The sequence below is a fragment of the Streptomyces oceani genome (genome assembly GCF_001751245.1).
GTDB classification, from domain to species: Bacteria; Actinomycetota; Actinomycetes; order Streptomycetales; family Streptomycetaceae; genus Streptomyces; species Streptomyces oceani.
Map to the genome: position 1 here is coordinate 89,558 of NZ_LJGU01000132.1, position 26,829 is coordinate 116,386.

Here is a 26,829-nt window from a genome sequence, read left to right on the forward strand (position 1 = left end):
GACAGCTCCGGAGCGTCCGCGTGCCGCGCCACGCCCCGCGGAGCGCTCACCGCACCGGGTGGCCGGCCGCCCGCAGGGTGTCCTTGACCTGGCTGATCCGCAGGTCACCGAAGTGGAACACGGAGGCCGCCAGCACCGCGTCCGCGCCCGCGTCGATCGCCGGCGGGAAGTCGGCGAGCCGGCCCGCGCCGCCGCTGGCGATCACCCTGCTGTACGGCCCAGGCNGCATGGCACCACTCGGCACCCGGTGACAGCTCCGGAGCGTCCGCGTGCCGCGCCACGCCCCGCGGAGCGCTCACCGCACCGGGTGGCCGGCCGCCCGCAGGGTGTCCTTGACCTGGCTGATCCGCAGGTCACCGAAGTGGAACACGGAGGCCGCCAGCACCGCGTCCGCGCCCGCGTCGATCGCCGGCGGGAAGTCGGCGAGCCGGCCCGCGCCGCCGCTGGCGATCACCGGGACGCCCACGCGCGCGCGTACGGCGGCGATCATCTCGGTGTCGTAGCCGTCCTTGGTGCCGTCCGCGTCCATGGAGTTCAGCAGGATCTCCCCGGCGCCCAGATCGGCCGCGCGGTGTGCCCACTCGACCGCGTCGGTGCCGGTGCCGCGCCGGCCGCCGTGCGTGGTGACCTCGAAGCCGGAGTCCGTACCAGCGGTACGGCGGGCGGCCACCGAGAGGACCAGCACCTGGCGGCCGAAGCGTTCGGCGATCTCCCGGATCAGCTCCGGACGGGCGAGGGCAGCCGTGTTGACGCCGACCTTGTCGGCCCCGGAACGCAGCAGCTTGTCGACGTCCTCGGCGCTGCGCACCCCGCCGCCCACGGTCAGCGGGATGAACACCTGCTCCGCGGTACGCCGCACCACCTCGTAGGTGGTGGAGCGATCCCCCGAGGAAGCGGTGATGTCCAGGAAGGTCAACTCGTCGGCGCCCTCGGCGTCGTAGAGCTTGGCCATCTCCACCGGGTCACCCGCGTCCCGCAGGTTCTGGAAATTGACGCCCTTGACCACACGTCCGGCGTCCACGTCCAGACAGGGGATGACGCGTACGGCCACGCTCATGCTGCTTCCCTCACCTTGCTTCTCTCACGTCACGGCTCTCGTAGGAGAGGCCGAGCCCGCCTCAGGCCCCGCGGAAGGCTTCCACTTCCACCTCGACCAGGATCCGGGGGTCGACGAACCCGGACACCACGAGCATGGTGGCCGCGGGCCGTACGGCGTCGAACAGTTCCTTGTGCGCCCGCGACACCTCGTCGATGTCCCGGGAGTGGGTGAGGTACATGCGGGTACGCACCACCGCGTCGGCGTCCAGGTCGAACCGCTCCAGCGCGGCCAGGGCGTTGCCGAACGCCGCCCGGGCCTGCTCGTACGGGCCCTCGGCCTGGAGCACCCCGTCCGAGAACGGCGTCGTGCCGGACACCAGCACCCGGTCTCCGGCCGCGACCGCCCGGGCGAAGCCGATGCTCTCCTCCCACGGATTGCCCGAACCCACCCGCTGGACACCGTCCCCAGCGCCGCTCATCGTGACACCGCCTCCAATGCCTCCTCCAGGGTGAACGCCCGGGCGTACAGGGCCTTCCCGATGATCGCCCCCTCCACGCCCGCTGCTACCAGGGTGGCGAGCGCCCGCAGATCGTCAAGGGAGGAGACACCGCCGGAGGCGACGACGGGGCGGTCGGTGGCCGCGCAGACGTTCCGCAGCAGCTCCAGGTTGGGTCCGCGCAGCGTGCCGTCCTTGTTGATGTCCGTGACGACATAGCGGGCACAGCCCTCGGAGTCCAGCCGTGCCAGCGTCTCGTAGAGGTCACCGCCGTCCCGGGTCCAGCCGCGTCCGCGCAGCGTGCTGCCGCGTACGTCCAGGCCGACGGCGATTCGGTCGCCGTGCTCCGCGATCACCTTCGCGACCCACTCGGGGGTCTCCAGCGCGGCGGTGCCGAGATTGACCCGACGGCATCCGGTGGCCAGCGCGGCCTCCAGCGAGGCGTCGTCCCGGATGCCGCCGGACAGTTCCACCTGGATCTCCATCGCGGCGGTGACCTCGGCGATCCGCTCCCGGTTGTCGCCGGTGCCGAACGCCGCGTCCAGGTCCACCAGATGCAGCCACTCGGCGCCGGAGCGCTGCCAGTCCAGGGCGGCGCGCAGCGGGTCGCCGTAGGAGGTCTCGGAGCCCGACTCGCCGTGCACGAGGCGTACGGCCTGCCCGTCGCGTACGTCCACGGCGGGCAGCAGCTCCAGCCGCTGGTCGGACCGGGAGGCAGGGGTGGCGTGCGCCGGCGGGGACACGGGCGGTTGCGCGGGCATCAGAGGGTCTCGATCCAGTTGGTGAGCAGCTGGGCGCCGGCGTCGCCGGACTTCTCGGGATGGAACTGGGTGGCCCACAGCGGGCCGTTCTCCACGGCGGCGACGAACGGGCTGCCGTGCGTGGTCCAGCTGACCGTGGGCGCCCGCATCGCGGCGTGGGTGACCTCCAGTTCCCAGTCGTGGGCGGCGTAGGAGTGCACGAAGTAGTAGCGGGTGTCGTCCGGGAGGCCGCGGAACAGCCGGGAGTCGGCGGGGGCGTCCACGGTGTTCCAGCCCATGTGCGGGACGACGTCGGCCCGCAGCGGGCCGACGGTGCCGGGCCACTCGTCCAGGCCCGCGCTCTCGGCGCCGTGTTCCACCCCGCGGGCGAACAGGATCTGCATGCCGACGCAGATGCCCAACACCGGGCGACCGCCCGCGAGTCGACGACCGACCAGCCAGTCGCCACGGGCCTCGCGCAGCCCCGTCATGCAGGCGGCGAACGCGCCCACGCCGGGCACGAGCAGGCCGTCCGCGGCCATCGCGGTGTCGTAGTCACCGGTGATCTCCACCTGCGCGCCGGCCCGTTCGAGGGCGCGCTGGGCGGAGCGTACGTTTCCGAAGCCGTAGTCGAGGACGACGGTCCGCTTACTTGGGAGAGTGCCGCTCATCGCTCAGAACTCCAGCCGCAGGATGCCGCCGAGCAACGCCATGGCGGAGGCGAGGCCGAGCAACGCCACGACGCCCTTGGGCAGTTGCTGCTTCCAGAAGGACACGGCGCCGCCCGCGAGGAACAGGCCGACGAAGATCAACAGGGTGGACAGCCCGGTCACCGGCACCTCCCGGGGACGCCGGCGGCGGACGGCTGGCGAGTCGGGACGGGCCGGTTCACAGCGCCCCCTTGGTGGAGGGGATACCGCCCTGCCGCGGGTCGATCTCGCTGGCGTAACGCAGCGCCCGGGCGAGCGCCTTGAACTGGCACTCCACGATGTGGTGCGCGTTCCGCCCGTACGGCACGTCGACGTGCAGCGCGATCTGGGCCTGGGCCACGAAGGACTCCAGGATGTGCCGGGTCATCGTGGTGTCGTACGCCGGCCCGATCATCGGCGCCATCCCGGCCGGCTCGCTGTGCACCAGATACGGACGCCCCGACAGGTCGACGGTCACCCGGGCCAGCGACTCGTCCAGCGGCACCGAGGCGTCGGCGAACCGCACGATGCCCCGCTTGTCGCCGAGCGCCTGCTTGAAGGCGGCGCCCAGCGCCAGCGACGTGTCCTCGATGGTGTGGTGGCTGTCGATGTGCAGGTCGCCGTCCGTCTTGACGGTCAGGTCGAACAGGCCGTGCCGGCCGAGCTGGTCGAGCATGTGGTCGTAGAAGCCGACGCCCGTCGACACGTCGACCGTCCCGTTGCCGTCCAGGTTGATCTCGACGGCGACCGAGGTCTCCTTCGTGCTGCGCTCGGCGCGCCCTATGCGGCTCATGCTGGGTCCTCCGACATTCTGCCGGTCGTGCTGTCCGGCGTGCTGACCGTCATGCTGTGTTCCTTCGTGAGGGTGCGTACGGCGTCCAGGAAGGCGTCGTTCTCCTCCGGGGTGCCCGTGGAGACCCGCAGGTGTCCGGGCACGCCGTTGTCCCGTACGAGTACGCCCTGGTCCAACAGCCGCCGCCAGGCCGCGGCGGCGTCCGCGAAGACGCCGAACTGGACGAAGTTCGCGTCCGAGGGGGTCACCGCGCAGCCGGCGGCACGCAGTTCGGCCACCAGCCGGTCCCGCTCGCTCCGGAGCTGCGCCACGTACGCCAGCAGCGTGTCGGTGTACTCGAGCGCGGCCAGGGCGGTGGCCTGGGTGACGGCGGAGAGGTGGTACGGCAGCCGTACCAGCTGCACCGCGTCCACCACGGCGGGTGCGGCGGCGAGATAGCCGAGCCGCAGGCCGGCGGCGCCGAACGCCTTGGACATCGTCCGGGAGAGCACCAGATGCGGCCGGCCCTCGAGCAGCGGCAGCAGCGAGGGGGCGTGGCTGAACTCGCCGTACGCCTCGTCGATCACCACCAGCGAGGGGCGGGCGGCCTGCGCGGCGTCGTACAGCGCGCGAACGGTGTCCGCGTCGACGGCGGTGCCGGTGGGGTTGTTGGGCGAGCAGACGAAGACGACCTGCGGGCGCCGCTCGGCGATGGTGCGCACGGCCGCGTCCAGGTCGATGGTGAAGTCGGCCCGGCGCGGCCCGGCGATCCAGCCGGTGCCGGTGCCTCGGGCGAGCAGCGCGTGCATCGAGTACGTCGGCTCGAAGCCCAGCGCCGTGCGCCCCGGGCCGCCGAACGCCTGGAGCAGTTGCTGCAGCACCTCGTTGGAGCCGTTAGCCGCCCAGACCTGGTCGGTACGCACCGGGTGGCCGGTGGAGTCGGTGAGGTATCGGGCGAGTCCGGCGCGCAGCTCGAGGGCGTCCCGGTCCGGGTAGCGGTTCAGCCCGCGGGCCGCCTCGGCGACCCGCTCGGCGATCCGGGCGACCAGCGGCTCGGGGAGCGGGTACGGGTTCTCGTTGGTGTTCAGCCGCACCGGCACGTCCAGCTGCGGCGCGCCGTACGGCGACTGGCCGCGCAGTTCGTCGCGCACCGGCAGGGAGCCGCCGTCGTCCAGGGCGCCGCCGGCCTCCCGGGGGTCACGGGTGTCGCGGGTCACTTACTGTGGCACCTTTCCGTCGAACCTCGCCTTGAGGGCCGCCCCGTGCGCGGGCAGGTCCTCGGCTTCGGCGAGCGTCACCACCTGCTGGGTGACCTCCGCCAGCGCGTCCCGGGAGTAGTCCACGACATGGATGGCACGCAGGAAGGAGCGCACGGACAGTCCGGAGGAGTGGCAGGCGCAGCCACCGGTGGGCAGCACGTGGTTGGAGCCGGCGCAGTAGTCGCCCAGCGAGACGGGGGCGTACGCCCCGACGAAGATCGCCCCGGCGTTCCGCACCCGGGCCGCGACCGCCGGGGCGTCCGCGGTCTGGATCTCCAGGTGCTCGGCGGCGTACGCGTCCACCACCGCGAGGCCGTGCGCCAGGTCCCGCACCAGCACGGTGCCGGACTGCCGGCCGGCCAACGCCTCGGTGATCCGCTCCTGGTGTCGGGTGGCGGCGACCTGATTCTTCAGCTCGGTGTCGACGGCGTCCGCCAGCGTCTCGGAGGGGGTCACCAGGACGGCGGCGGCGAGCGTGTCGTGTTCGGCCTGGCTGATCAGGTCGGCGGCGACATGGACGGGGTCGGCGGTGTCGTCGGCGAGGATCGCGATCTCGGTGGGCCCGGCTTCCGCGTCGATCCCGATCCGGCCCTTGAGCAGCCGCTTCGCCGCCGCGACGTAGACGTTCCCGGGCCCGGTGACCAGCTGGGCGGGCACGCACTCGGCGGTGCCGTACGCGAACATGGCCACCGCCTGGGCGCCGCCGACCGCGTGCACCTCGTCCACCCCGAGCAGCGCGCAGGCGGCCAGCACCGTGGGGTGCGGCAGACCGTCGAAGTCCGCCTGCGGCGGGGAGGCGACGGCGAGCGAGTCGACCCCCGCTTCCTGGGCCGGCACCACGTTCATCACGACGGAGGACGGGTAGACGGCCCGGCCGCCTGGTACGTACAACCCGACCCGCTCCACCGGCACCCAGCGCTCCGCGACGGTGCCGCCCGGCACGACCCGCACCGAGGAGTCCGCGCCGCGCTGCTCCCGGTGCACGACACGGGCCCGGCGGATCGACTCCTCCAACGCCGCGCGCACCGCGGGATCCAGCTCCGCCAGGGCACGTCGCAGTGCCTCGGCGGGGACGCGGGTCCGCTCCAGCGCGCAACCGTCGAACCGCGCGGCGTAGTCGACCAGCGCCGCCGTGCCACGATGCCGCACGTCCTCGCAGATCGGCCGCACCTTCTCCAGGACGGCCTCGACGTCGAGTTCGGCGCGGGGCAACAGGCTGCGGTCGACTCCGTGCGCGCGCGTACCGTCGGTGACGGAGGGGGCGGAGTCCCGCAGATCGATTCGGGAGATCACGGACCCATTCTCGCAGACCCCGCGCGCGAGCCCGGCGCGCGTATCAGCTGGTGATACGGCGCGTGGTCGAGCGCCGCGCGCGGTCGCCACGAGCCGAGCGCCACGGTACGGCCGACCGTCGGCCCGCTCGGCCACGTGTCCGAAAGCTGATCGCCACGAGGGGCGTTCAACCGGTCACCCGCGGGTAAGAGCGTCCGGCAGGGGGTGGCCGACTCCACCTCCCGCCGGACGTCCCGCGGGACTGCCGGACCGGCAAGGCGCCTTGGGGGGGACACACCGTGAGCGAACCATCGGGCTCGGACGATCCGCCCGCCTGGCTCCAGCCGACCACCGCGGAGTGGGGCATGTGGCAGGCGTTCCGGAACGGCAGCGCGTACGACCTGCGCTGCGGCGAGCCGGAGCTGGACGATCCGAGCAGCGAACACGACTGGGGTCCGGAGCGTACGGTGCGGGCCCGGGTGATCAGCACGCTGCTGCTGCCGGACCACAGCCCGGCCGCGCTGCCCGGCCGGGTCGCCTCGCTGCACCTGACCGGCGCCTACATCATCGGGACGCTGAATCTCGCGGGCGGCAGCGTCGAGTCGTACGTCGAGCTTCGGCACTGCCGCTTCGCGGAGGAGCTGCGGATGCCGGAGACCCAGCTGTCCACCGTACGCCTGGTGCACTGCTACTTACCGCGCTTGGAGGCCACCCGCGCCAGTGTCGGCGGTGACCTGCACCTGGCCCGGTGTGAGATCCCGGACGGTGTCCGGCTGACCGACGCCGGCATCGGCACGGACCTGGTACTGAACGAGTCGCGGATCGGCAGCCGCCGGCGGTCCCGGGCGATCGCCGCCGACGGGCTGAACGTCGCGCAGGAGCTCAAGGCCAGCCTGCTTGCCACGGACGGCGAGGTGAACCTGCGCGGGGCGACGGTCGGCGGTTCGCTGTTCATGTACGGCAGCGTGCTGCGCAACGACCAGGGCCGGTACGCCCTCAACGCGCCGCAGCTCACCGTCGACCAGTTCGCACACTTCGCCGACGACGTGCCGGAACGGCAGGCCCTCACCCAGGGGTCCACCCCGGCGACCGGTACGCACCTGCTGCCCGACGGCATGGGCGGCGCCGGGCGGCATCGTACGAAACGCTTCGAGTGCCACGGCGGCGTGAAGCTGGATGATGGACGGTTCGGTAGTCAACTCGTCCTGGACAACGCCCGCTTCCAGCTCGCGCGGGACCAGGAGCTGTCGCTGCGCCGGGTCACCACTCCGGAGCTGTGCTTCACCTCGCAGGCACCGGAGCGCGGCGTGATCGTGCTGTCCGGGGCGAGCGTGGAGAAGCTGGTGGACAAGGTGGGCAGTTGGCCACGCGACGAGCGGCTGTGGATGGCCGGCTTCGTGTACCAGGAGCTGATCCCGCGCGGCCGCTTCTCGCTGCAGCAGCGGCTGGGCTGGCTCGCCACGGCCACTCCGGAGTACTCCCCGAGGCCGTACGAACAGCTGGCGACCGTCTACCGGAACCGCGGCGAGGACGCCCCGGCGCGCCTGGTGCTGCTGGCGAAGCAGCGCCGGAGACGGGAGACGCTGCCGCTGGCCGGGAAGGTCTGGGGCTATCTGCAGGACTGGACGGTGGCCTACGGCTACCGTCCCGCCCAGGCCGCGCTGTGGATGGCGGTGCTGTGGCTGCTGGGGATGCTGCTCTTCTCCGGTGACGAGCCGGACCCGCTGAAGAGCGGTGAGGCGCCGGAGTGGAACGTCGCGCTCTACACCCTCGACCTGCTGCTCCCGGTGATCACCTTCGGGCAGGACCTGGCCTGGCGCATGGACGGCTGGCAGCAGTGGGCGTCGGCCTCGATGATCCTGCTCGGCTGGTTCCTGGCGACCACCGTCGCGGCCGGCGCGACGCGGCTCCTGCGCCGCCAGTAGGCGTACGGGCGGGCCGCGCGGCGGGGCGCTGGCGAGCATCGGTCAGGAATCGAGAAGCGTGCTCTCTCCGAGCGCCCCTAGCGTGATCCACACTCATGGAGCACCGCTCCACACTCGTGGCGCACCGCTCCCGGCGAACCCGAGGAGCCGATTTGACCCTTTCACTGGACACCGTTCTGCTCTCGGCTCCCGACGTGGCCGAGGCACGCACGTTCTACCGGTCCGCCCTCTCTCCCACCGTCACCGACGAGTGTGCCGCGGCCGACCTCGACATGCACGGAGCCGGTCGGTTCGCCGTGGCCCCGGCGGAGACGCTGGCCACGAACGCCGGTGCCGGGCAGGCGACTTCGGGGTTCCGTGGCTATGTCCTGTCCTACGTCCTCACTCAGCCCACCGGGGTCAGAACGGTGCGGGAGGAGGCCGTACGCGGCGGGGCGAACACCCTGAAGCCGGCGAAGAAGGCGCTGTTCGGTTCGTACTCCGCGGTGTTCCGAGCACCGGACGGCTCCGTCTGGAAGCTGGCGGCGAGCACCGGCGAGGACACCGGCCCGGCGGCGACGTCCCCTCGTCCCACCGAGACCACGCTCATTCTCGGGGTCCGCGATCCGAAGACCGCCAAGACCTTCTACGAGGCCCTGGGCATGAGGACGGACCGGGACTACGGCAGCAAGTACGTCGACTTCCATCCCGCCGACGGAGCCGCTGGCTCTGTCTGATGCCTCGCCCGACCCTCAAGAAGGACGCGGGAGTCGGCCAGGAGGGCGGTGGCTTCCCCGCGATGGTCCTGCGGCATCGTACCGAGCAGGCCGACGGCGCCGACGGCGTCGACGCCGTGCTGACGGCCGCCGCGGCTGCCGGCGGCCGGATCACCGCGGAGACCGTGCGGACCGAGCGGGGCGACCACGGGCACTTCGCCGACCCGGACGGCTTCTTCTGGCGGGTCGCCGATTACTGACGCTCGAAGCACTCCTCGGCCGTCTTCATGAACGCCCGGGTGACCGAGAGGTTCCGGCGGTGGCGCAGACACACGGTGAACGCCTCGGTGAAGAGGTCGGCGTCGAGGATGCGCAGCATCCGGGTCCGCTGGTCGGGTACGAACTCCGACTCGGTGGTGACACCGACGCCGAAGCCGGCGACCACCGCGTCGCGTACGCCCTCCCGCACCACCTCGAGGGCGATGTGCGGGGTCACCTCCCGTTCCTGCAGAGCGCGCTCCAGGGTGAGTCGGCAGGTTGAGCCCTGTTCCCGCATCACCAGCGGCTGGCCGGTGAGTTCGGCGAGTTCGACGCCCTCCCGGCTGGCCCAGGGGTGGTCGTCGCGGCAGAAGAGGACGATGTCCTGCTTGCTGTAGGGCAGCGCGTACAGCCTGGTGTCCAGGGCGGTCTGGCCGACCACGCCGACGTCGATCTCCTGGGCCACCAGGGAGCGGATGACGGAGGTGGAGTTGTCCAGCCGCAGCGACAGGTCGACGGCGGGATGGGCCTGGCTGAAGGCGGACAGCAGCCGCATGACGAAGTGCGGCGCGACGCCGCCCACCCGCAGCCGGCCACGCAGGGTGCCGCCGGCGGAGTTCAGCAGTTCCACGGCCTCGCCCTCCAGGGCGAACAGCCGCTGGGTGAGCTCGTACAGCGCCTCGCCCAGTTCGGACAGACGCACTCCGCGTGGCGTGCGCCGCACCAGGTCCACGCTGTAGTGGGCTTCCAGCTGGCGCAGTTGGACCGTCACGGTGGGCTGGCTGACGTGCAGCAGGGCAGCCGCGCCGGTGACGCTCCCGGCGAGCGCGACGGCGTGGAAGGAGCGGAGTTGGTTGAAGCTGACGTACGGGAGGCTGTTCCTCGGTGGCGGAGACACCGAGGAAACCGGAGGCGGCGGAGTGAACTCCCCGCGTACGGCCGCTTCCTCGGGGGTCTCCGACATCGAGCACCCCCAGGTCTATTCCGGAATGTCGGCCCAGACCTGCCCATCCTCGACCCGCGCCGGATACACCCGCAAGGGCTGGGTCACCGGCGCGGCCATCGGCTTGCCGCTGGGCACGTGGAAGACGCCCTGGTGGCGCGGGCACTCGATGGTGTCGTCCTGGAGGTAGCCGTCGGACAGCGACGCCTCCTCGTGCGTGCAGCGGTCGTCGGTGACGTGGTAGTCGCCGTCGATGTGGAACACCGCGAGGTTCCGCCCGCACGCCCGCACGCAGAGCACGTCGTCCTCCTCCACTTCGGCGGCGGCGATCAGTGGGCACCAGTTGTGGCCTGCTTCGGTCACGTTCACTCGCTTCCTTGTGTGGGTGTCGGCGGCGGTGGCCGTCTCCGGGTTCGGGCCGTACGTCGGGCCCACTCGGATCAGTGGTCGCTGCCCGCGCCGCTGATCTGGCTGGGCGCCGGGTCGCTGTGCCGGGCGACGAGGGCGTGGTGGCGGGCCATGCTGTCCTCGAGGTCCCGGTAGAGCCGTTCCCACAGGTCGAAGAACTCGCCGTACATCTCGTGGAGTTCGGGGTCCGGCTCGACCACGTGCCGGATCGGGGCGAGATGCTTCATGGGTTCGGTCATGTCCCGGTAGAGCCCCGCGCCGGAGGCGGCGACGACGGCGTCGCCGAGTGGGGCCGCCTCGTCCACGTCGGGGATCAGCAGGCGCCGTCCGGTGACGTTGGCGGTGATCCGGTTCCACAGCGCGCTCTTGGTCGGCCCGCCGTTGAGCACCATCTCGGAGAAGTCGGCTCCCGCCTCGTCTGCGATCCGTACGTTCGAGTGGAGGTCGAAGGCCACGCCCTCGATGAGTGCCCGAATGACGTGGGCACGGCTGGTGAAGGGCTGGACGCCGAAGAACACCCCGGAGGCGTTGCCGTCCCAGCGCGGTGCGAGGGAGTTGCCCAGGTAGGGCAGGTACAGCAGGCCGTCGGCGCCCGGAGAGACCTGTTCGGCCTGCGCGGTGACGAGGTCGAACACGTTCCGCCCCATGCGTTCGGCCAGGACGCTCTCCGGGTCGGCGAACTTGTCCCGGAACCACTTGAGCGAGGCCCCGGTGAAGGCCATCGGCGCGTCGAACAGCGTCATCCCGTCCAGCACGTGCGGCCACTTGAGGATGCGGTACTCCTCCAGCGGCTGTCCCCGGGGGATCAGCACGCCGAGGTTGGAGCCGGTGCCCATGGAGTAGTACGCCTGTCCCGCCTCGGTCGCCCCGGCCCCCAGCGCGGCCGCCCCGATATCGGTGCCGCCGGCCACCACCGCGGTGCCCTCGGCGAGGCCCGTCTCCCGCGCCGCTTCCGCGGTGACCGTACCGATGACGGTGTCCGAACTGTGGATGTCCGGGTAGATGGCCGGTGGCAGACCCAGCGCCTCGGTCAGCGCGTGGTCCCAGCGGCCCTGCCGGTGGTCGTACGGATAGAACAGTCCGGCGTCGCCGTGGTTGACGGCGTACTCGCCCGTCAGCCGCATCGTGCAGAAGCCGGCGGGCGACAGCAGCTTGTGGGTCCGCTCGAGGACGTCCGGCTCGTGTTCCCGCAGCCACAGGGCCTTCGGCTCGATGAACCAGGGCGCCACCCGGTTCCCGTTGACCTCCTGGATACGCCGCTCTCCCACCCGCTCCCGGATGCTCCGGCACTGGGCCTCCGAGCGGCTGTCCATCCAGATCATCGCCTGCCGCAGCGGCCGACCCGTACGGTCCACGGGGAGGGTGACACCGACCAGTCCGGAGATGGAGACGCCGACCACGTCGGAGGCCGGTCCCGGGTACTGCTCCAGGCAGCCGGCGATGCAGTGGGTGACGGCCGTCCAGTACGCCTCGGGGTCCTGCTCAGCCCAGCCGGGATGCGGGTGATGGAGCGGGTGTTCGGCCGCGGCCGAGGCCAGCACCCGTCCCCGCGAGGTGTCGAGGACGCACGCCTTGACGTTGGTGGTGCCGATGTCGACACCGAGCGAAAGCTGTCCGGGCAACGGATGCTCCTTTGCATCGCGATGGTCACGGGAGGAGGGAGGAGACGCGCCGGCCGGGAAGCAGCGTGCCGGCGAGTCAGGGTGCGGGCGGAAGCCGCAGTACGCCGCTCAGCCGGCGGCCACGCGCGCGGAGGTGCTGCTCGGCACGGTGGACCCGGCGCCGTTGCCGAGGTTCCGGACGATGTCGCGGTGCGCCCGTACGTACCCCTTGCTGACCACGTACTCCCGCTCCTGCGGGGCGTTGGGCAGCGCCTCGTGCAGTTGGCGGAGGCGGTGGAAGGGCACGGACGGCGCGAGGTGGTGCTCGGCGTGGTAGGGCATGTTCCAGTACAGGAAGCGGACCAGCGGATTGGTGAGCGTGGTCCGGGTGTTGGTCAGCGGGTCCGCGCCCTCCGCCATACCGGTGTGCTCGGCCATCCGCACCAGACGGAGGGCGGGCTCGGCGAGGATCCGGGGGATCAGCCAGTACGCGAGCAGCCCGATCCAGGCTCCGCTGAGCACGCCGCCGGCCGCGACGAGGACGTAACCGCCGACCATCAGCCGGGCTTCCCAGCTCACCCTGGAGCGCTGGGACTCCGGGAGGAAGAGCTTCTCCCGTTCGTTGTAGCGACCGGCGCAGCCACGGTAGAGGGTCCCCACCATCTTCGGCCAGAACTCCATCCCGAACACCTCGCCGAGGTATCCGGACAGTCCCTCCGGCATGGGCACCTGGTCGGGGTCACGCGCCGGGTCCTGAGTGTAGGTGTGGTGCGCGGCGTGCCGGTACCGGAAGTAGAGCGCCGGCCGCATCATCAAGGCGCCGCAGAACGTCGCCACGACGCTGTTCAGCCACCGCGTGCGGAAGGCCGTACCGTGGGTGCACTCGTGCATCGGTGCGAACAGGAAGACCAACACCACGCCCTGGGCGAACATCGCCGGAAGCATCCACCAGGTGCCCCAACTCCACGCCACGAGCGCCGTGGTCAGCGCGCCGATGGCCAGGTGTCCCGCCATGTAGCGCAGTGCGGGGCCGTTGCGGCGGCGTTGCAGCCCTTTGAGTTCCTTGCGCGGCAGTGGCGGTTTCGGGGGCTCCGACCAGGGATCCACGTCATCGGGTGTCCGCATGGGCGCCATCGGGTGGCCCTCCTTCGCTCGCAGAGCGTGCACCGACCTCTCGGACACACGATGAACGAGCCGGCAGTCGACGTCGAATCAAAAATCCGAACCCGCGCCATAGACATCCTCTATGCCTCCTCGAGGGCGGCAGCCGGGACCAGCGGCCGGCGCGCTCGCGCCACCCGCCGTACGGCTGCACGCGTCATGTCCGCCACTGACCCCCGGGTACCAATAGGCACGACCGGGCCGGCTCCGCTCTCCTCCGTACGGGCGTCCCGCACCGGCCCGCACCCCCAGGAAGCGCGAACCGTACTACGCTTACCGGTCGTGACTGTCGCGCTTCCGCTCTTCCCGCTCAACTCGGTGCTGTTTCCGGGCCTCGTGCTGCCGCTGAACATCTTCGAGCAGCGGTACCGCGCCTTGATGCACGACCTCCTGGAGCTTCCGGAGGGCACCCCCCGCCGGTTCGCCGTCGTCGCCATCCGGGACGGCCGGGAGGTGGCACCGTCCGCCCCCGGGTTGCCCGATCCCACGGAGCCCACGGGGACGGACCCGACCGCCGGATTCGGGGACGAGCCGATGAAGTCCTTCTATCCCGTCGGCTGTGTGGCCGACGCCTCCACCGTCCGCGAGTCCGGGGCGGGCGACGTGCCGGAGGACGCGGACGGGGACGAGGAGCCGTTGGGCGCACCGCCGGCCGCCGGGGCGGAGGAGGCCGCCGGGGGATACGAGGTGCTGGCGACCGGCACCACCCGATTCCGGCTGCTGTCCGTGGACACCAGCGGCCCGTACCTGATGGCGGAGGTCGAGGAGTTGGAGGAGGCCGAGGGGGACGGCGCGGGAGCGCTGGCCTCCGGGGTACTGCGGGCGTTCCGTACGTACCAGAAGCGGCTCGCCGGCGCGCGGGAGCGCACGCTCGCCGCCGGGCAGGAGCTGCCGGACGATCCAGCCGTCGTGTCGTACCTGGTCGCGGCGGCGACCGTGCTGGACACGCCGAGCAAGCAGCGGCTGCTGCAGGCACCGGACACCGCCACCCGGCTCGCGGAGGAACTGCGGCTGCTGCGCCGGGAGACGGCGGTGATCGGCAAGCTGCCCTCCCTCCCGGCCGCGGAGCTCACCCGCGGGCCGACCAGCCGTAACTGACCGCCTCGGACAACCCGTCCAGCCGGACCAGCAGAACCAGCCGGCGTACGACCGCCGATGGGCGGCACGTACGTGACGGGACCGAGGCGCGTGCGTGGCAGTCCGACAAGGACATGGGAGGGACACCGTGCCGAAGAAGCCGCGGAAGCAGTCGGCGGCCACGCCCGCGACCGTCGCCGCCACCCGGGCCGGGATCTCCTTCAGCACCCGCTCGTACGAGCACGATCCGGCCGCGGAGTCCTACGGTCAGGAGGCGGCCGAAGCGCTCCAGGTGGCTGCCGAGCGGGTGCTGAAGACGCTGGTGGCGCAGGTGGACGGCGCGCTGACGGTCGCCGTGGTGCCGGTCTCCGCCTCCCTGGACCTGAAGGCCCTGGCGGTGGCGATCGGCGGGAAACGCGCCGTCATGGCGGACCCGGCGGACGCGGAGCGCGCCACCGGTTACGTACGCGGCGGAATCTCTCCGCTGGGCCAGCGCAAGCGGTTGGCCACGGTCGTCGACGCGTCCGCGCGGGAGCACCCCACCGTCCTCGTCTCGGCGGGCCGGCGGGGCCTGGAGATCGAGCTGGCCCCGGCCGACCTGGTCGCGCTGACCTCGGCACGGACGGCGCCCATCGCCCGTAGGTGACGCGACGGCCCCGGCGCACGCCACCGGAGTCCGCCGGGGCTCACCACCCGGACGCGGGGGGTGGCTCCGGGTCACGCTCCCCGAAGATCGCGGTGCACAGCAGGTGCACGGCCAACGCGGCGAACGGGAAAGCCAGCAGCACCCCCTTGGCCTGTAGCTTTAGCGGCCCGTCGAAGGTGTTACCGGCACCGACCTCCTTGGCGTGCGCCGCCAGGTCCGCGGTCGGGCCGAGCCAGACGCCGAGCCGCCAGGCGACGACTGAGGCCAGCAGCCCGCCCACCGTCAGGCCGACCACCAGACCCACCCCGCCCTGCCGGCGGCAGAGGAAGAGCACGGCACCCGCGACGGCGCCCACCGCGAGGGACAGCAGGACGAAGGTGCCCTCCGCCCCGATCGCCTCCTCCCCCTCCGGGTTCTTGAGGTAGACCGCCTCGCCGTTGGTGACCAGCGGCACCCGGGGTGCCAGCCACAGCCACAGCAGTCCGAGCAGCACGCCCAGCGCGGTCACCGCGAGTGCGGCGAGCGCCGCCTCCCGGGCCTCCCGCCGTACGGGCAGGCCGGGGCCCGCCGCGTGGCCGGGTTTGCCGGCCGGGTGGTGCGCCCAGGCATCGGCCTGCCACTCGGGGCCGCCCGGGGACTCGTGCCCGTTCGCGGGCTTGTCGTTCCAGGGCTCGTGCGAGGAGCCGTCCCGGGAGAAGGCGTGGCCGTTCGAGGAGGGGTTCGATGCCGTCACCCGGCCATCCTGCCAGTCTCGGTGGCACGTACCGCACGGGGACGCGGCACGGGGCTCCGGCCACAGGCGACGGCCGGCCCGCCGACCGTACGGTACGCGCCGGCCACGGGCCGGTCGTCGGTCGTCACAGGCCGGGGATGCGGCCGTTGCGGAAGAGGTCCACGAAGATCTGGTGATCCCGCCGCGCCGTTGCGCCGTACGTGTGGGCGAAGTCCACCAGCAGCTCCGTGAAGCCGTCCTCGTCCTGGGCGATGGCGTCGTCGATGGCGCGCTCGGTGGAGAACGGCACCAACGAGTGCCCGCTCTCGTCGTCCGCCGCCGAGTGCATGGTCGCGGTCGCCCGGCCGAGGTCCGCCACCACCTGGGCCATCTCCTCCGGGTCGTCCAGGTCGGACCAGTCCAGGTCCACCGCGTACGGCGAGACCTCGGCCACCAACTGCCCCGCCCCGTCCAGCTCCGTCCAGCCCAGCCAGGGGTCGGCGTGCGCCTGCAGGGCACGCTGCGAGATGACGGTGCGGTGGCCGCCGTGCTGGAAGTAGTCGCGGATGGCCTGGTCGGTGATGTACGGGGAGACGGCCGAGACCTGGGCCTGCTTCATGTAGATCACGAGGTCGTTCTCCAGGGCGTCGCTGTGTCCCTCCAGCAGGATGTTGTACGACGGCAGCCCCGCGCTGCCGATCCCGATGCCGCGCCGGCCGACGACGTCCTTGACCCGGTAGGCGTCCGGCCGCCGCTGGGTCGCCCCGGGCAGCGTCGCGAGATAGCCGTCGAATGCCTCCAGCACCTTCCGCCGGGTGGCCGGGTCCAGTTCGATGGCTCCCCCGCCGGGCGTGAAGCGGCGCTCCCAGTCCCGGATCTCCGTCATGCCGTCCAGCAGCCCGAAGCGGGTGTTGGACCGGGCCGCGTGCAGCGCGTCCAGCAGCGGACCCTGCGCGGTGTCCAGGTTGAGCGGCGGCACCTCCTCGTCCTTCGCGCCGGACGCCAGCGCGCCGACGCGCTCGCGGTAGGCGTTGACGTACGACCGCACCAGCGTGGAGATCTGCTCGTCGCTGAGCGCCTTGGTGTAGCCGAGCAGCGCGACGGAGGCGGCGAAGCGCTTCAGGTCCCAGGTGAAGGGCCCCACGAAGGCCTCGTCGAAGTCGTTCACGTTGAAGATCAGCCGGCCGTTGGCGTCCATGTACGTGCCGAAGTTCTCGGCGTGCAGGTCACCGTGCATCCAGACCCGGGAGGTGCGCTCGTCCAGGAAGGGGCCGGCGGAGTTCGCGCCGTCGTCCAGGTCGGCGTAGAACAGGCAGGCCGTCCCACGATAGAAGGCGAAGGCGGAGGCGGCCATCTTCCGGAACTTCACCTGGAACGCCGCCGGGTCGGAGGCGAGCAGTTCACCGAAGGCGCCGCCGAACACCTCGAGAATCCGCTCACCGCGTGCCCCGGTCGCGCCGGCCTGCTGGATCGTCATGAGAAGTTCCCCTTCGCTGCTGGGCTGTCCGCTGTGTCCAAGGCGTGAGGGTACGCCGCGGGGCGCCGGCCTGCCGAGCGCGCTCGGTGGACGTACCGCGCGGACGCCGCGGCCGGGCGGCTCGTACCCTCGCGGTGGGTGACCCGTGCCGCGTGCGACACCGGTTCGAGCGCACCACCACCGGCACGCGTGGGGCGTACGGGGATAGGGTGGAGCACCGCCCCCAGGAGTCCGCTGCCGCCCCTCGAGGAGTCTGTGCCGTGCCCGGAAACTTCGCTCACCTGCATGTTCACACCGAATACAGCATGCTGGACGGTGCCGCCAAGAACTCCAGCCTGTTCGCCGAGGTCGAGCGCCAGGGCATGCCCGCGGTGGCGATGTCGGACCACGGCAACATGTTCGGGGCGTACGAGTTCTTCCAGACCTCGCGGAAGTTCGAGAGCGTCAAGCCGATCATCGGTATCGAGGCGTACGTCGCGCCGGAGTCGCGCTTCCACAAGCAGCGGGTGTTCTGGGGCGGTTCGGGCCGCGGCGCGGACGCCGACGGCGAGGGCGGCAAGGACATCTCGGGCGGCGGCCGGTATCTGCACATGACGATGTGGGCGCGCAACGCCACCGGTCTGCGGAACCTCTTCCGGCTGTCCTCGTTGGCCTCCTTCGAGGGCTACTACATGAAGCCGCGGATGGACAAGGAGCTGATCTCCCGGTATTCGGAGGGGATCATCGCGACCACCGGCTGCCCCTCGGGAGAGGTGCAGACCCGCCTGCGGCTGGGGCAGTACGCCGAGGCGGTGAAGGCCGCCGGAGAGTGGCAGGACATCTTCGGCAAGGAGAACTTCTACCTCGAGCTGATGGACCACGGACTGTCCATCGAACGCGACGTGCGGTCGGACCTGCTGAGCATCGCCCAGCAGGTGGACATCCCCCTGTTGGCGACCAACGACTCGCACTACGTCACCGAGGACCAGTCGGACGCGCACGACAGTCTGCTGTGCGTCGGTGTGGGCAAGAACAAGTCGGATCCGGGCCGCTTCAAGTTCAACGGCTCGGGTTACTACATCAAGTCGGCGCAGGAGATGCGGCAGTTGTTCGACGAGCTGCCGCAGGCGTGCGACAACACGCTGGAGCTCGCCGAGCGGGTGGAGCCGTACGACGAGGTATTCGAGTACGTCGACCAGATGCCGCAGTTCCCGGACGTGCCGGAGGGCGAGACGCAGGCGTCCTGGCTGCGCAAGGAGTGCGAGCGCGGGCTGGAGCTGCGCTATCCGGACGGCCCGAGCCAGGAGGTGCTGGACCGGCTGGAGACGGAGTTCAACGTCATCACGCCGATGGGGTTCGACTCGTACTTCCTGGTGGTCGCGGACATCTGCCGGTACGCCCGGGACAATCGCATCCCGATCGGGCCGGGGCGTGGCTCGGCCACCGGCTCGCTGGTGGCGTACCTCACCCGGATCACCGAGTTGGATCCGCTGGAGCACCAGTTGCTCTTCGAACGGTTCCTGAACCCGGAGCGGTTGAACCCGCCGGACGTCGACCTCGACTTCGACGACCGGAAGCGCGACCAGATGGTCCGCTATCTGACGGACAAGTACGGCGGCGAGTACACCGCGCAGGTCAACACCTTCGGCACGATCAAGGCGAAGGCCGCCATCAAGGACGCGAACCGCATCCTCGGTTACGGCTACGCCCTGGGCGACCGCATCAGCAAGACGATGCCGCCGGACGTGCAGGGCAAGGGCATCCCGCTGGCCGGCATCTTCGATCCCGAGCACCCCCGCTACCACGAGGCGGGCGAGGTCCGGGCGATGTACGAGAACGAGCCGGACGTCAAGAACGTCTTCGACACCGCCCGTGGCCTGGAGGGCCTGATCCGCGGCACGGGCGTGCACGCCGCCGCGGTGATTCTCTCGGCCACTCCGCTGATGGACCTGATCCCGCTGCACATGCGGGACAAGGACGGCACCATCCTCACCGGGTTCGACTACCCGTCCTGTGAGGACATGGGCCTGATCAAGATGGACTTCCTGGGCCTGCGGAACCTGGGCATCATCGATCACACCGTGCAGATCATCAAGGAGAACCGCGGTGTGGACGTCAACACCGAGACGCTCCCGCTGGATGACACCGCGACGTACGAACTGCTGGCCCGCGGCACCACGCTGGGCATCTTCCAACTCGACGGCGCCGCGATGCGCAACCTCCTGAAGCTGATGCAGCCGACCCGGTTCGAGGACATCGCCGCCGTCCTCGCGCTCTACCGTCCCGGCCCGATGGCCGCGAACGCGCACATCAACTACGCCGAGCGGAAGAACGGCCGACAGGCCATCGAGCCGATCCACCCGGAGCTGGAGTCCGCGCTCGAGCCGATCCTGGGCACCACCTACCACCTGCTGGTGTACCAGGAGCAGATCATGGCGATCGCCCGTGAGTTGGCCGGCTACAGCCTCGGCGGCGCGGACCTGCTGCGCCGGGCGATGGGCAAGAAGAAGCCGGAGGTGCTGGCGGCGGAGTGGGAGAAGTTCCACCAGGGCATGATCGACAACGGCTACTCGGAGGAGGCCACCAAGGCCTTGTGGGACGTGATGCTGCCGTTCTCCGGCTACGCCTTCAACAAGTCGCACACCGCGGGCTACGGCCTGGTGTCGTACTGGACCGCCTACCTCAAGGCGAACTACCCCGCCGAGTACATGGCCGCGTTGCTCACCTCCGTGGACGACGACAAGGACAAGGCCGCCATCTACCTCGCGGACTGCCGCAGCATGGGTCTGACGGTGCTCCCCCCGGACGTGAACGAGTCGGTGGCGGACTTCACCGCCGTGGGCGAGGACGTGCGCTTCGGGATGAAGAGCATCCGGAACGTGGGCAGCAACGTCATCGAGGCGATGGTCCGTACCCGCAAGAGCAAGGGCAAGTACACCTCGTTCACCGACTTCCTGGACAAGTCCGAGCTGGCGGCCTGCAATAAGCGGGCGATCGACTCGCTGATCAAGGCCGGCGCGTTCGACTCCCTGGGGCATTCCCGTAAGGGACTCAGCGAGGTCGCCGAGCAGGCGGTGGAGGCGATCGTCCCGGTCAAGAAGCAGGCGGCGATCGGGCAGGACGACCTGTTCGGCGGCCTGGACGCGGAGGACGGCGCGCCCGCGGTGGGGCTGGACTTCCCGATCGGCGAGCAGGAGTGGAACCGGAAGGCGAAGCTCTCGCTGGAGCGGGAGATGCTGGGGCTCTACGTCTCCGCGCACCCGTTGGACGGCGCCGAGCACATCCTCGCCCGGAACCGCGACATGCCGGTCGCCGAGTTGCTGGCCTCCGAACAGCGTGAGGGGAACGAGGTCCGAGTCTCCGGGCTGATCACCGCGATCGACCGGAAGATCACCAAGCAGGGCAACCAGTGGGCGATCGTCACGCTGACCGACCGGGACGGCTCCGTGCCCGTGCTGTTCTTCCCGCAGAGCTACCAGCTGATCGCGCCGGAGCTGGTGGAGGACAACGTGATCTCCGTACGCGGCCGGGTCAAGGACCGGGACGGCGACATCAACCTGATCGGCGCCGAGCTGAACGTGCTCGACATCTCCGGAGCCGAACACGGCGGCAAGCCACCGGTGTTGATCGTGCTCCAGGAGCGCAGCGCGAACCCGGGCACCGTCACCGAGCTGAAGCGCACCCTGCAGTCCCACCCGGGAGAGAACCCGGTGCGGCTGCGGTTGGAGGGCCGGGCGCGGACGACCGTCTTCGAGCTGGGCTACCTGGTGGACCCGGACAACGGCTTCGCCTCGGACATCAAGGGCAGCCTGGGCGCCGCGGCCTGGGCCGGCACGCCCTGAGCCCTGACGACCGGACTGGCCCGTGGCGTGGCCGTTGGACGGCCGAGGCCACAGCCACGCCCGACGGGGCGCCCGTACGGCGCACACCGGTGCCGTACGGGCGCGCCCGCGTCAGTTGTGACCGAAGCTCTTCTTCCGGCCCTTGTGCGCGGTGGCGGTGGGCCCGCCCTCCGGTGTCATGTCGCCCGAGGCGGTGGCCTCCGCTTGGCGCTTGGCGTGGTCCGCGCCACGCTCGGCGGCGCTGCGTGGCTGCTGCTTGCGTTCTCGGTTCTTGTTCTTGGCCATGGTCGTCGTCCTCCTGAGGGACCGTGGAAGGGGACCGCGAACAGCCTCGCACGCACCTATAAAAGCCGCATTCCGGGCAGATACCATGAGTGGGAACACGCTGTGGGAGCCCGCCACACTGATGATCGAGTCCAGGCAGTGGACCCCGGTAGCCTCGGGCAGACTCCAAGGGAAAAGCTGCGAGAGAAGGTGAAACGTGGACCGCTGCGTCGTCCTGGTGGACGCCGGATATCTGCTGGGCGCCGCCGCGAGCCTGTTGGCCGGGGAGCCCGCGCGCTCCCGGATCACCGTCGACCACACGGAGCTGATCCAGACGCTGCGTGAGCGTGCCGAGGCCGACACGGGGTGCTCGCTGCTGCGCATCTACTGGTTCGACGGTGCCCCGGACCGGGTGCCGCAACCGGAGCACCGGCGGCTGCGGGTCATGCCCCGCGTCACCGTTCGCCTCGGTGCCCTCACCAGGAGCGAGGGCCGCTGGGCGCAGAAGGGCGTGGACGCGGCGATGCACGCCGAGTTGACCGAACTGGCCCGGAACCGCGCCTGCTCCGACATCGTGCTGGTGACCGGGGACGGCGATCTGCTGCCGGGCCTCGTGTCGGCCAAGGAGCATGGTGTCGCCGTACACCTCTGGGCGGTCCAGGCCGCGGACGGCGACTACAACCAGTCCGAGGACCTGGTGGCCGAGGCGGACGAACGCCGCGTGCTGGACCGCGCCTGGATCACCCGCGCGGTGCATGCCAAGGACCTGACCGGGGCGTACGCTCCGCAGCCCGCGCCCCGGCCGGAGATCGCGGCGATCCTGGCCGCCCCGCTCCCGGAGTCCGCGAAGAACGGCTCGGCGCCACCCGACGCGCCCGCCGCCGCGGCGCCCGCCACCGCCGAGGACGCCGTCGAACACGCCCCCGAGCCGGCCACGCCGGAGGCCGAGGCCCCCGAGAGCCCCAGCGCCGGACAACCCGCGCGCGGCGAGGGGACGGGCGTACCGACCCCCAAGGACCTGGCCGGCCTCGGCCGCCCCGCACCGGCGGCGCAGGCACCAGCCAGCGCCACCCTGCGCTGGTCCTCGGACAAGGGTTGGGCCGAACGCTCCCCCGGCGAGGCGCCGGAGAGCGCCTCGCTGCCGATGCTCGCCCAGCTCACCACCGCCGAGCAGCGGTGGGCGGACCGCGAGGAGGACATCACCGCGGTCAGCGGTGACCCCTTCGAGGTCGGTCAGGTCTTCGCCCGACGCTGGACGGAACGCCTCGGCTCTCCCACCCAACTGCGACTGCTGTCCGCGGAGTACCCGCGGATCCCGCACCGGATCGACGGCGAACTGCTGCGGTACGCCGCCCGGTTCGGACTGCTGGCGCACAAGGACGACCAGATCGACGAGCACGACCGCTACGCCATCCGCGCCGGGTTCTGGCGCGAGGTGGACAACAGCACCGCCACGGAGCGTACGACCTCACCGGAGTGACCCACCCCCGGCCGACGGACCCAGCGGCCACCCGGCGCGGGACCGCCGGGTGCGGCACGGGCACGGTCCGGATCATCCCGTGCCGCCCGGCCTGACCCCCTTCGCGGGATCGCGGGCACGGCGGCGTAGGCTCGGAGCTCGTGAAATCAGGCACGGGTCAGGCGGTGGGCAGCGTGGAGGCACCAGCACGAGCCGCCGTACGTACGACCGACCTGGTGAAGACGTATCCAGCCGTACGCTCCCGGCGGGGCTCCCCGGCGGCCCCCGCGGTACGCGCCACCGACGGCGTCTCGCTCCAGGTCCGGCGGGGCGAGGTGTTCGGCCTGCTGGGGCCGAACGGCGCCGGGAAGTCCACCCTCGTCCGCCAGTTGACCGGTCTGCTACGGCCGGACTCCGGCGCCGTGGACCTGCTCGGACACGATGTGGTGCGGCACCCGGAGCGGGCGGCCAGGCTGCTGGCCTATCTGAGCCAGGACTCCAGCGCGCTGGACGAGTTGACCGTCTCGCTGGCGATCGAGACCACGGCACGGCTGCGCGGGCTCGCCCCCCGCGCGGCTCGGCGTACGCGCGACGAGGTGCTGGTCGAGCTGGAGCTGGGTGCGCTCGCCGGGCGACCGCTGAACAGGCTCTCCGGCGGTCAGCGTCGACTCGCCTGTGTCGGGGCGGCGTTGGCCGGGGAGCGCCCGCTGCTGGTGCTGGACGAGCCGACGACCGGTATGGATCCGGTGGCCCGACGGGCCGTCTGGGCCGCCGTGGACCGCCGGCGGGAGCGCGACGGCTGCACGGTGCTGCTGGTCACGCACAACGTGATCGAGGCGGAGACGGTACTGGACCGGGTGGCGGTGCTGGACCGCGGCCGGGTGATCGCCTGCGACACCCCCGGCGGCCTGAAGGCCCTGGTGGGCGACGACGTACGGCTCGAGCTGGTGTGGCGCGACCGCCCCCCGCTCGAGGTGCCGCGGATCGCGGAGCTGCGTGCGGAGGCCACCGTGACCGGCCGGCGCTGGACCCTGAGGCTGCCCCCGCGGACCGCCCGGGAGACGGTCACCTCGGTGACCACCGGCCCGGCGTTCGCGGCGCTCGACGACTTCACCCTCGCCACCCCAAGCCTGGAGGACGTCTACCTGGCCCTCGGCGGCCGTACGGAGGGGCTGGTGAAGGCGTGAGCGCTACAGCGGCGGGCGGTGCCCGTACGACGGACGAACGGCACCCGGAGCGGCGCACTGAACCACGCACCGAGCGGCTCCCGGCCGACGGACACCCGGCCGCGGCCCCGCGCCCGGTGCCGCACGGCGAGCCCGGCGCCGAGCGGGAAACCGTCTCGGACACCGAGTCGCGCATCGAGCCGGAGCCGCTGGCCGCGCCCGCCCGCCTGTGGCCGGCGCTCGGCGCGGTCTACCGGGCCCAGCTCTCGCGCGCCCGATTTGCCCGGATTCCACTGCTGTTCGTCGCCACCTTCCAGTCCCTGGGCATCATGATCCTGATGCGGGGCGTCGTCGACGGCGGTGCCGAGGCACGCGCGGTGGTGGCCGGCGCGAGCGTACTGGTCGTCGCCTTCGTCGCGCTGAACCTGCTGGCGCAGTACTTCGGCCAGCTGCGAGCCTCCGGCGGGCTCGACCACTTCGCGACGCTGCCCGTCCCGGCCGCCTCCGTGGTGCTGGGCGCGGCCGGTGCCTACGCCTCGTTCACGGTGCCCGGGGTGGTGCTCACCGCCGTGTTCGGCAGCGTGCTGTTCGGTCTGCCGCTGGGCGGACTGTGGGTGCTGGTGGCGGTGGTACCGCTCGCCGGCGCCGCGCTGGCAGGGCTGGGAGCGACCCTGGGGCTGTCCGCTCCCCGCGCGGAACTCGCCACGCTGTGCGGGCAGTTGGGCATGTCGGCCGCACTGCTGCTGGGAGTGCTGCCGGCGGGACGGTTGCCGGAGCCGGTGCGGTGGCTGCGCGACCTGCTGCCGTCGACCTACGGGGTGGAGGCACTGGCGGCGGCACTGGAGCCCGTGCCGGAGTGGGGCCGGGTGGCGGTGGACCTGGGCGTGTGCGCCGCCGTGGGCCTGGTGTCGCTGACGGTGGCCACCTGGGCGTACCGCCGGGCCGCCGTACGCTGACGGCACGGGCGTCGCCACGGCACGGCTCCGGGCACGGGCCGCTCGGCCAGGCGCGCGCCGTACGGTCGCCGTAACGGTCGGATACCGACCACCCCTCGCGTGCGCACCCCTTAGGTTCCGCTTAGCCACACCCGTGGCACACTCGGGCTGCGATGGGCATTTCCACGGCAGGTGTACGGACGACGCGCGCGGCGGTCTTCACCGCGCTGTGCGTCACGCTGTCCGCCGGCGCCCACGTGCTGCTCACCAGCACTCCGGTGCCGCTGGGCGCGCTGAGCGCGGTTAGCGCGGCCGTCTTCCTGCTCGCCTTCGCCTTCGCCGACCGGGAGCGCGGATTCGTCCGGATAGCGGCGCTGCTCATCCCCCTCGAGCTGTTCGCGGACACCGTCTTCACCACCGGCCAGCACACCTGCTACGGGCAGAACGGCGGGCCGGTGACCGGGCCGTTGCGCTCGCTGGGTGTCGACCTCGTGTGCGCCGGCGAGGTGGGCGCGCCACTGGCCCGGATGCTGCACGGCTCCTCCTCGCTACCGACCGCCTCCGGCGCGTCCGTGGAGGGCTCGCCCTGGCTGCTGCTCGCCGCCCACGTGACCGTGGGGCTGCTCGCCGCCGCCTGGCTGCGCAGGGGCGAGGCCGCGGTGGCGCGGTTGCTGCGCGCGGCGGCGGCACTCGCCTTCCGGCCGTTGTTGCTCGCGGTCGCCGGCTTCGTGCCGGCCGCTGGGCCGTCGGCCCGTACGACCCGGGTGCGGGCCGTACGCGTCCGGCCCGCGTACCCCCTCCTCGACCACTCCGTACTGAGCCGCGGACCTCCGGCCGCCCGGGCCACCGCCTGAGCACCCCGACGTCCCGGATCACTCACACGGAGAAACCGCATCATGAGTAAGCGCAACAGTCAGGAAGCCAAGCGTGCCGCCCGCGAGCGGCTGCGCGCCGAGCAGGAGAAGCAGGCCAAGCGGGACCGTACGCGTCGCCAGTTGGTCGTCGCCGGCTCCATCGTCGCCGTACTGGCCATCGCGGCCGGCATCGGTGTCGCCGTCTCAAGTCTGAGCGGCGACAGCGAGGGGGACACCGACTGGGCCGCGGCGAAGAAGGAGAAGCTGGTCAAGCCGGACAACACCAGCGGCAAGAAGGGCACCGAGGTCGTCATCGGCAAGGACAGCGCCAAGAAGACCCTGCGGGTCTTCGAGGACCTGCGCTGCCCGGCCTGCGCGTCCTTCGAGCAGGCGTCCGGCGACATGCTGCTGAAGGACATCGAGGAGGGCAAGTACAAGGCGCAGTTCACGATGGCCACGTTCATCGATGACATGGCCCAGGGCACCGGCTCGAAGAACAGCCTGAGCGCCCTGGGCGCCGCCCTCAACGTGAGCGAGGACGCCTTCCTGGAGTACAAGAAGGCGCTGTACTCCAAGGAGCACCACCCGGAGGAGTCGGAGGACAAGTTCGCCGAGGACGAGTACCTCATCAAGGTGGCCAAGGACGTCAAGGAGCTGAAGGGGAACAAGTCCTTCGAGAAGGACGTCAAGAAGGGCACGTACGACCGCTGGGCCCTGGAGATGGCCAAGTCCTTCAAGGAGGCCGGGGTCGAGAGCACGCCGACCTTCAAGATGGACGGCAAGGAAGTCAAGGACCCGAAGGCACCGGAGAACCCGGTCATCATGCCGGAGCAGTTCCGGAGCGCGGTCGACGCGGCACTCAAGAAGTGACCGGCGCCGGGTGGGTGGGCGGTGCGCCGTCCCACCCACCCGGAGGCGCTCGACACTCGGGACGGGCCGGGCGCGGCGGCCCGCCGAAGGCACCGAGCCCCGCCGGCCGTCGCGGAAGCGACCCCCGTAACGGCCGCCTCCACAGCGGCACGAACCACCGCGTGAACGGCCGCTGAATTCCGCGCGGTGCCCTGTCCTTTGGTCATACCGACAGGTAACGTACCGACGCGTGACCGCCGAGACCCCGGACTCCCCCGCGCCCGTGAACGCCCCCGACGCCGCCCGGCAGG

At 71.5% G+C, this 26,829-nt stretch carries 26 protein-coding genes and 1 pseudogene; 11 read left to right on the plus strand and 16 right to left on the minus strand.

From position 1 onward, the window contains the following. Positions 1 to 46: 46 nt before the first annotated feature. The 9 genes and pseudogenes from AN216_RS17450 to hisD form a co-directional block, all read right to left on the minus strand. Positions 47 to 205: pseudogene (locus AN216_RS17450) on the minus strand (HisA/HisF-related TIM barrel protein); the annotation flags it as partial. Positions 206 to 295: 90 nt separating this feature from the next. Next, positions 296 to 1,057: an imidazole glycerol phosphate synthase subunit HisF gene (hisF, locus tag AN216_RS17455; RefSeq protein WP_070197615.1), complete on the minus strand. Its 762-nt coding sequence runs from the start codon at positions 1,055 to 1,057 to the stop codon at positions 296 to 298. A gap of 61 nt (positions 1,058 to 1,118) precedes the next feature. Further along, positions 1,119 to 1,517: a RidA family protein gene (locus AN216_RS17460; protein WP_070197616.1), complete on the minus strand. Its 399-nt coding sequence runs from the start codon at positions 1,515 to 1,517 to the stop codon at positions 1,119 to 1,121. Further along, positions 1,514 to 2,296 (minus strand): bifunctional 1-(5-phosphoribosyl)-5-((5-phosphoribosylamino)methylideneamino)imidazole-4-carboxamide isomerase/phosphoribosylanthranilate isomerase PriA, encoded by a 783-nt coding sequence (gene priA, locus AN216_RS17465; RefSeq protein WP_244502514.1) that lies wholly within the window; start codon positions 2,294 to 2,296, stop codon positions 1,514 to 1,516. Before priA ends, AN216_RS17460 begins: the two co-directional genes overlap by 4 nt. Further along, the gene (gene hisH, locus AN216_RS17470) at positions 2,296 to 2,946 is read right to left on the minus strand and encodes an imidazole glycerol phosphate synthase subunit HisH (protein WP_070197617.1); all 651 of its coding nucleotides are present in this window, start codon (positions 2,944 to 2,946) and stop codon (positions 2,296 to 2,298) included. Before hisH ends, priA begins: the two co-directional genes overlap by 1 nt. A gap of 3 nt (positions 2,947 to 2,949) precedes the next feature. Beyond that, entirely contained in the window at positions 2,950 to 3,108 is a 159-nt protein-coding gene (locus AN216_RS29315; RefSeq protein ID WP_170843154.1) for a hypothetical protein, read from the minus strand. Between the two features lie 55 nt (positions 3,109 to 3,163). Then, entirely contained in the window at positions 3,164 to 3,757 is a 594-nt protein-coding gene (hisB, locus tag AN216_RS17475; protein WP_070197618.1) for an imidazoleglycerol-phosphate dehydratase HisB, read from the minus strand. Further along, on the minus strand, positions 3,754 to 4,953 hold the full coding sequence (locus tag AN216_RS17480) for a histidinol-phosphate transaminase (RefSeq protein ID WP_244502515.1): 1,200 nt from the start codon (positions 4,951 to 4,953) through the stop codon (positions 3,754 to 3,756). The genes hisB and AN216_RS17480 overlap by 4 nt, the downstream gene beginning before the upstream one ends. Continuing rightward, on the minus strand, positions 4,954 to 6,288 hold the full coding sequence (gene hisD / locus AN216_RS17485; protein ID WP_070197619.1) for a histidinol dehydrogenase: 1,335 nt from the start codon (positions 6,286 to 6,288) through the stop codon (positions 4,954 to 4,956). It abuts the gene before it with no gap. 278 nt (positions 6,289 to 6,566) lie between these two features. On the opposite strand from hisD, the gene AN216_RS17490 reads away from it, so the two are divergent. The 3 genes from AN216_RS17490 (at position 6,567) to AN216_RS27295 (ending at position 9,147) form a co-directional block, all read left to right on the plus strand. Then, positions 6,567 to 8,192, plus strand: a complete 1,626-nt coding sequence (locus AN216_RS17490) for an oxidoreductase (RefSeq protein ID WP_070197620.1) — start codon at positions 6,567 to 6,569, stop codon at positions 8,190 to 8,192. A 152-nt stretch (positions 8,193 to 8,344) separates the two neighbouring features. Continuing rightward, entirely contained in the window at positions 8,345 to 8,908 is a 564-nt protein-coding gene (locus tag AN216_RS17495) for a VOC family protein (protein ID WP_079166705.1), read from the plus strand. Further along, positions 8,908 to 9,147 (plus strand): VOC family protein, encoded by a 240-nt coding sequence (locus AN216_RS27295; RefSeq protein WP_079166706.1) that lies wholly within the window; start codon positions 8,908 to 8,910, stop codon positions 9,145 to 9,147. Before AN216_RS17495 ends, AN216_RS27295 begins: the two co-directional genes overlap by 1 nt. Here AN216_RS27295 and AN216_RS17500 read toward each other — a convergent pair. The 4 genes from AN216_RS17500 to AN216_RS17515 form a co-directional block, all read right to left on the minus strand. After that, positions 9,141 to 10,109: a LysR substrate-binding domain-containing protein gene (locus AN216_RS17500; RefSeq protein ID WP_079166707.1), complete on the minus strand. Its 969-nt coding sequence runs from the start codon at positions 10,107 to 10,109 to the stop codon at positions 9,141 to 9,143. The two genes, AN216_RS27295 and AN216_RS17500, sit on opposite strands and share 7 nt — an antisense overlap. Positions 10,110 to 10,124: 15 nt before the next feature. After that, a complete protein-coding gene (locus tag AN216_RS17505) occupies positions 10,125 to 10,451 on the minus strand; it encodes a non-heme iron oxygenase ferredoxin subunit (RefSeq protein ID WP_070197662.1) in 327 nt (108 codons plus the stop codon). 77 nt (positions 10,452 to 10,528) lie between these two features. Beyond that, a complete protein-coding gene (locus AN216_RS17510; RefSeq protein WP_070197621.1) occupies positions 10,529 to 12,118 on the minus strand; it encodes a xylulokinase in 1,590 nt (529 codons plus the stop codon). 108 nt (positions 12,119 to 12,226) lie between these two features. Beyond that, positions 12,227 to 13,231 (minus strand): fatty acid desaturase, encoded by a 1,005-nt coding sequence (locus tag AN216_RS17515; protein ID WP_079166708.1) that lies wholly within the window; start codon positions 13,229 to 13,231, stop codon positions 12,227 to 12,229. A gap of 309 nt (positions 13,232 to 13,540) precedes the next feature. On the opposite strand from AN216_RS17515, the gene AN216_RS17520 reads away from it, so the two are divergent. Then, complete coding sequence (locus tag AN216_RS17520) at positions 13,541 to 14,356, plus strand: LON peptidase substrate-binding domain-containing protein (RefSeq protein ID WP_070197622.1); 816 nt, start codon at positions 13,541 to 13,543, stop codon at positions 14,354 to 14,356. A 127-nt stretch (positions 14,357 to 14,483) separates the two neighbouring features. Then, positions 14,484 to 14,981 (plus strand): Cys-tRNA(Pro) deacylase, encoded by a 498-nt coding sequence (gene ybaK, locus AN216_RS17525; RefSeq protein ID WP_070197623.1) that lies wholly within the window; start codon positions 14,484 to 14,486, stop codon positions 14,979 to 14,981. A gap of 40 nt (positions 14,982 to 15,021) precedes the next feature. Here ybaK and AN216_RS17530 read toward each other — a convergent pair whose 3' ends face one another. Together AN216_RS17530 and AN216_RS17535 are read right to left on the minus strand one after the other, a co-directional pair. Next, positions 15,022 to 15,714, minus strand: a complete 693-nt coding sequence (locus tag AN216_RS17530; RefSeq protein WP_244502516.1) for a hypothetical protein — start codon at positions 15,712 to 15,714, stop codon at positions 15,022 to 15,024. A 124-nt stretch (positions 15,715 to 15,838) separates the two neighbouring features. Next, a complete protein-coding gene (locus AN216_RS17535) occupies positions 15,839 to 17,170 on the minus strand; it encodes a DUF2252 domain-containing protein (protein WP_070197624.1) in 1,332 nt (443 codons plus the stop codon). Between the two features lie 260 nt (positions 17,171 to 17,430). On the opposite strand from AN216_RS17535, the gene dnaE reads away from it, so the two are divergent. After that, positions 17,431 to 20,991 (plus strand): DNA polymerase III subunit alpha, encoded by a 3,561-nt coding sequence (dnaE, locus tag AN216_RS17540; protein ID WP_079166710.1) that lies wholly within the window; start codon positions 17,431 to 17,433, stop codon positions 20,989 to 20,991. Between the two features lie 111 nt (positions 20,992 to 21,102). On the opposite strand, the gene AN216_RS29320 is transcribed toward dnaE, so the two are convergent. Then, positions 21,103 to 21,276: a hypothetical protein gene (locus AN216_RS29320; protein WP_170843155.1), complete on the minus strand. Its 174-nt coding sequence runs from the start codon at positions 21,274 to 21,276 to the stop codon at positions 21,103 to 21,105. Between the two features lie 196 nt (positions 21,277 to 21,472). Between AN216_RS29320 and AN216_RS17545 the strand changes: the two genes are divergently transcribed. The 5 genes from AN216_RS17545 to AN216_RS17565 all read left to right on the plus strand — a co-directional run bounded on the left by AN216_RS17545 (position 21,473) and on the right by AN216_RS17565 (position 26,539). After that, entirely contained in the window at positions 21,473 to 22,735 is a 1,263-nt protein-coding gene (locus AN216_RS17545; RefSeq protein ID WP_070197625.1) for an NYN domain-containing protein, read from the plus strand. Positions 22,736 to 22,875: 140 nt separating this feature from the next. After that, positions 22,876 to 23,901 (plus strand): ABC transporter ATP-binding protein, encoded by a 1,026-nt coding sequence (locus AN216_RS17550; protein ID WP_420855756.1) that lies wholly within the window; start codon positions 22,876 to 22,878, stop codon positions 23,899 to 23,901. A gap of 116 nt (positions 23,902 to 24,017) precedes the next feature. Beyond that, complete coding sequence (locus AN216_RS17555) at positions 24,018 to 24,836, plus strand: ABC transporter permease (RefSeq protein WP_070197666.1); 819 nt, start codon at positions 24,018 to 24,020, stop codon at positions 24,834 to 24,836. Positions 24,837 to 24,988: 152 nt separating this feature from the next. Further along, positions 24,989 to 25,669 (plus strand): hypothetical protein, encoded by a 681-nt coding sequence (locus AN216_RS17560; protein ID WP_070197627.1) that lies wholly within the window; start codon positions 24,989 to 24,991, stop codon positions 25,667 to 25,669. A 42-nt stretch (positions 25,670 to 25,711) separates the two neighbouring features. Beyond that, entirely contained in the window at positions 25,712 to 26,539 is an 828-nt protein-coding gene (locus AN216_RS17565; protein ID WP_070197628.1) for a thioredoxin domain-containing protein, read from the plus strand. Positions 26,540 to 26,829: the final 290 nt, after the last annotated feature.

Excerpts from the sequence above, each read along its gene's own strand:
- hisH (WP_070197617.1), bottom strand. The coding sequence starts at position 2,946 with ATGAGCGGCACTCTCCCAAGTAAGCGGACCGTCGTCCTCGACTACGGC.
- AN216_RS27295 (WP_079166706.1), top strand. The coding sequence starts at position 8,908 with ATGCCTCGCCCGACCCTCAAGAAGGACGCGGGAGTCGGCCAGGAGGGC.
- AN216_RS17565 (WP_070197628.1), top strand. The coding sequence starts at position 25,712 with ATGAGTAAGCGCAACAGTCAGGAAGCCAAGCGTGCCGCCCGCGAGCGG.
- AN216_RS29320 (WP_170843155.1), bottom strand. The coding sequence starts at position 21,276 with ATGGCCAAGAACAAGAACCGAGAACGCAAGCAGCAGCCACGCAGCGCC.
- AN216_RS17515 (WP_079166708.1), bottom strand. The coding sequence starts at position 13,231 with ATGGCGCCCATGCGGACACCCGATGACGTGGATCCCTGGTCGGAGCCC.
- AN216_RS17500 (WP_079166707.1), bottom strand. The coding sequence starts at position 10,109 with ATGTCGGAGACCCCCGAGGAAGCGGCCGTACGCGGGGAGTTCACTCCG.
- hisB (WP_070197618.1), bottom strand. The coding sequence starts at position 3,757 with ATGAGCCGCATAGGGCGCGCCGAGCGCAGCACGAAGGAGACCTCGGTC.
- hisF (WP_070197615.1), bottom strand. The coding sequence starts at position 1,057 with ATGAGCGTGGCCGTACGCGTCATCCCCTGTCTGGACGTGGACGCCGGA.
- AN216_RS17535 (WP_070197624.1), bottom strand. The coding sequence starts at position 17,170 with ATGACGATCCAGCAGGCCGGCGCGACCGGGGCACGCGGTGAGCGGATT.
- AN216_RS17460 (WP_070197616.1), bottom strand. The coding sequence starts at position 1,517 with ATGAGCGGCGCTGGGGACGGTGTCCAGCGGGTGGGTTCGGGCAATCCG.
- priA (WP_244502514.1), bottom strand. The coding sequence starts at position 2,296 with ATGCCCGCGCAACCGCCCGTGTCCCCGCCGGCGCACGCCACCCCTGCC.
- AN216_RS17560 (WP_070197627.1), top strand. The coding sequence starts at position 24,989 with ATGGGCATTTCCACGGCAGGTGTACGGACGACGCGCGCGGCGGTCTTC.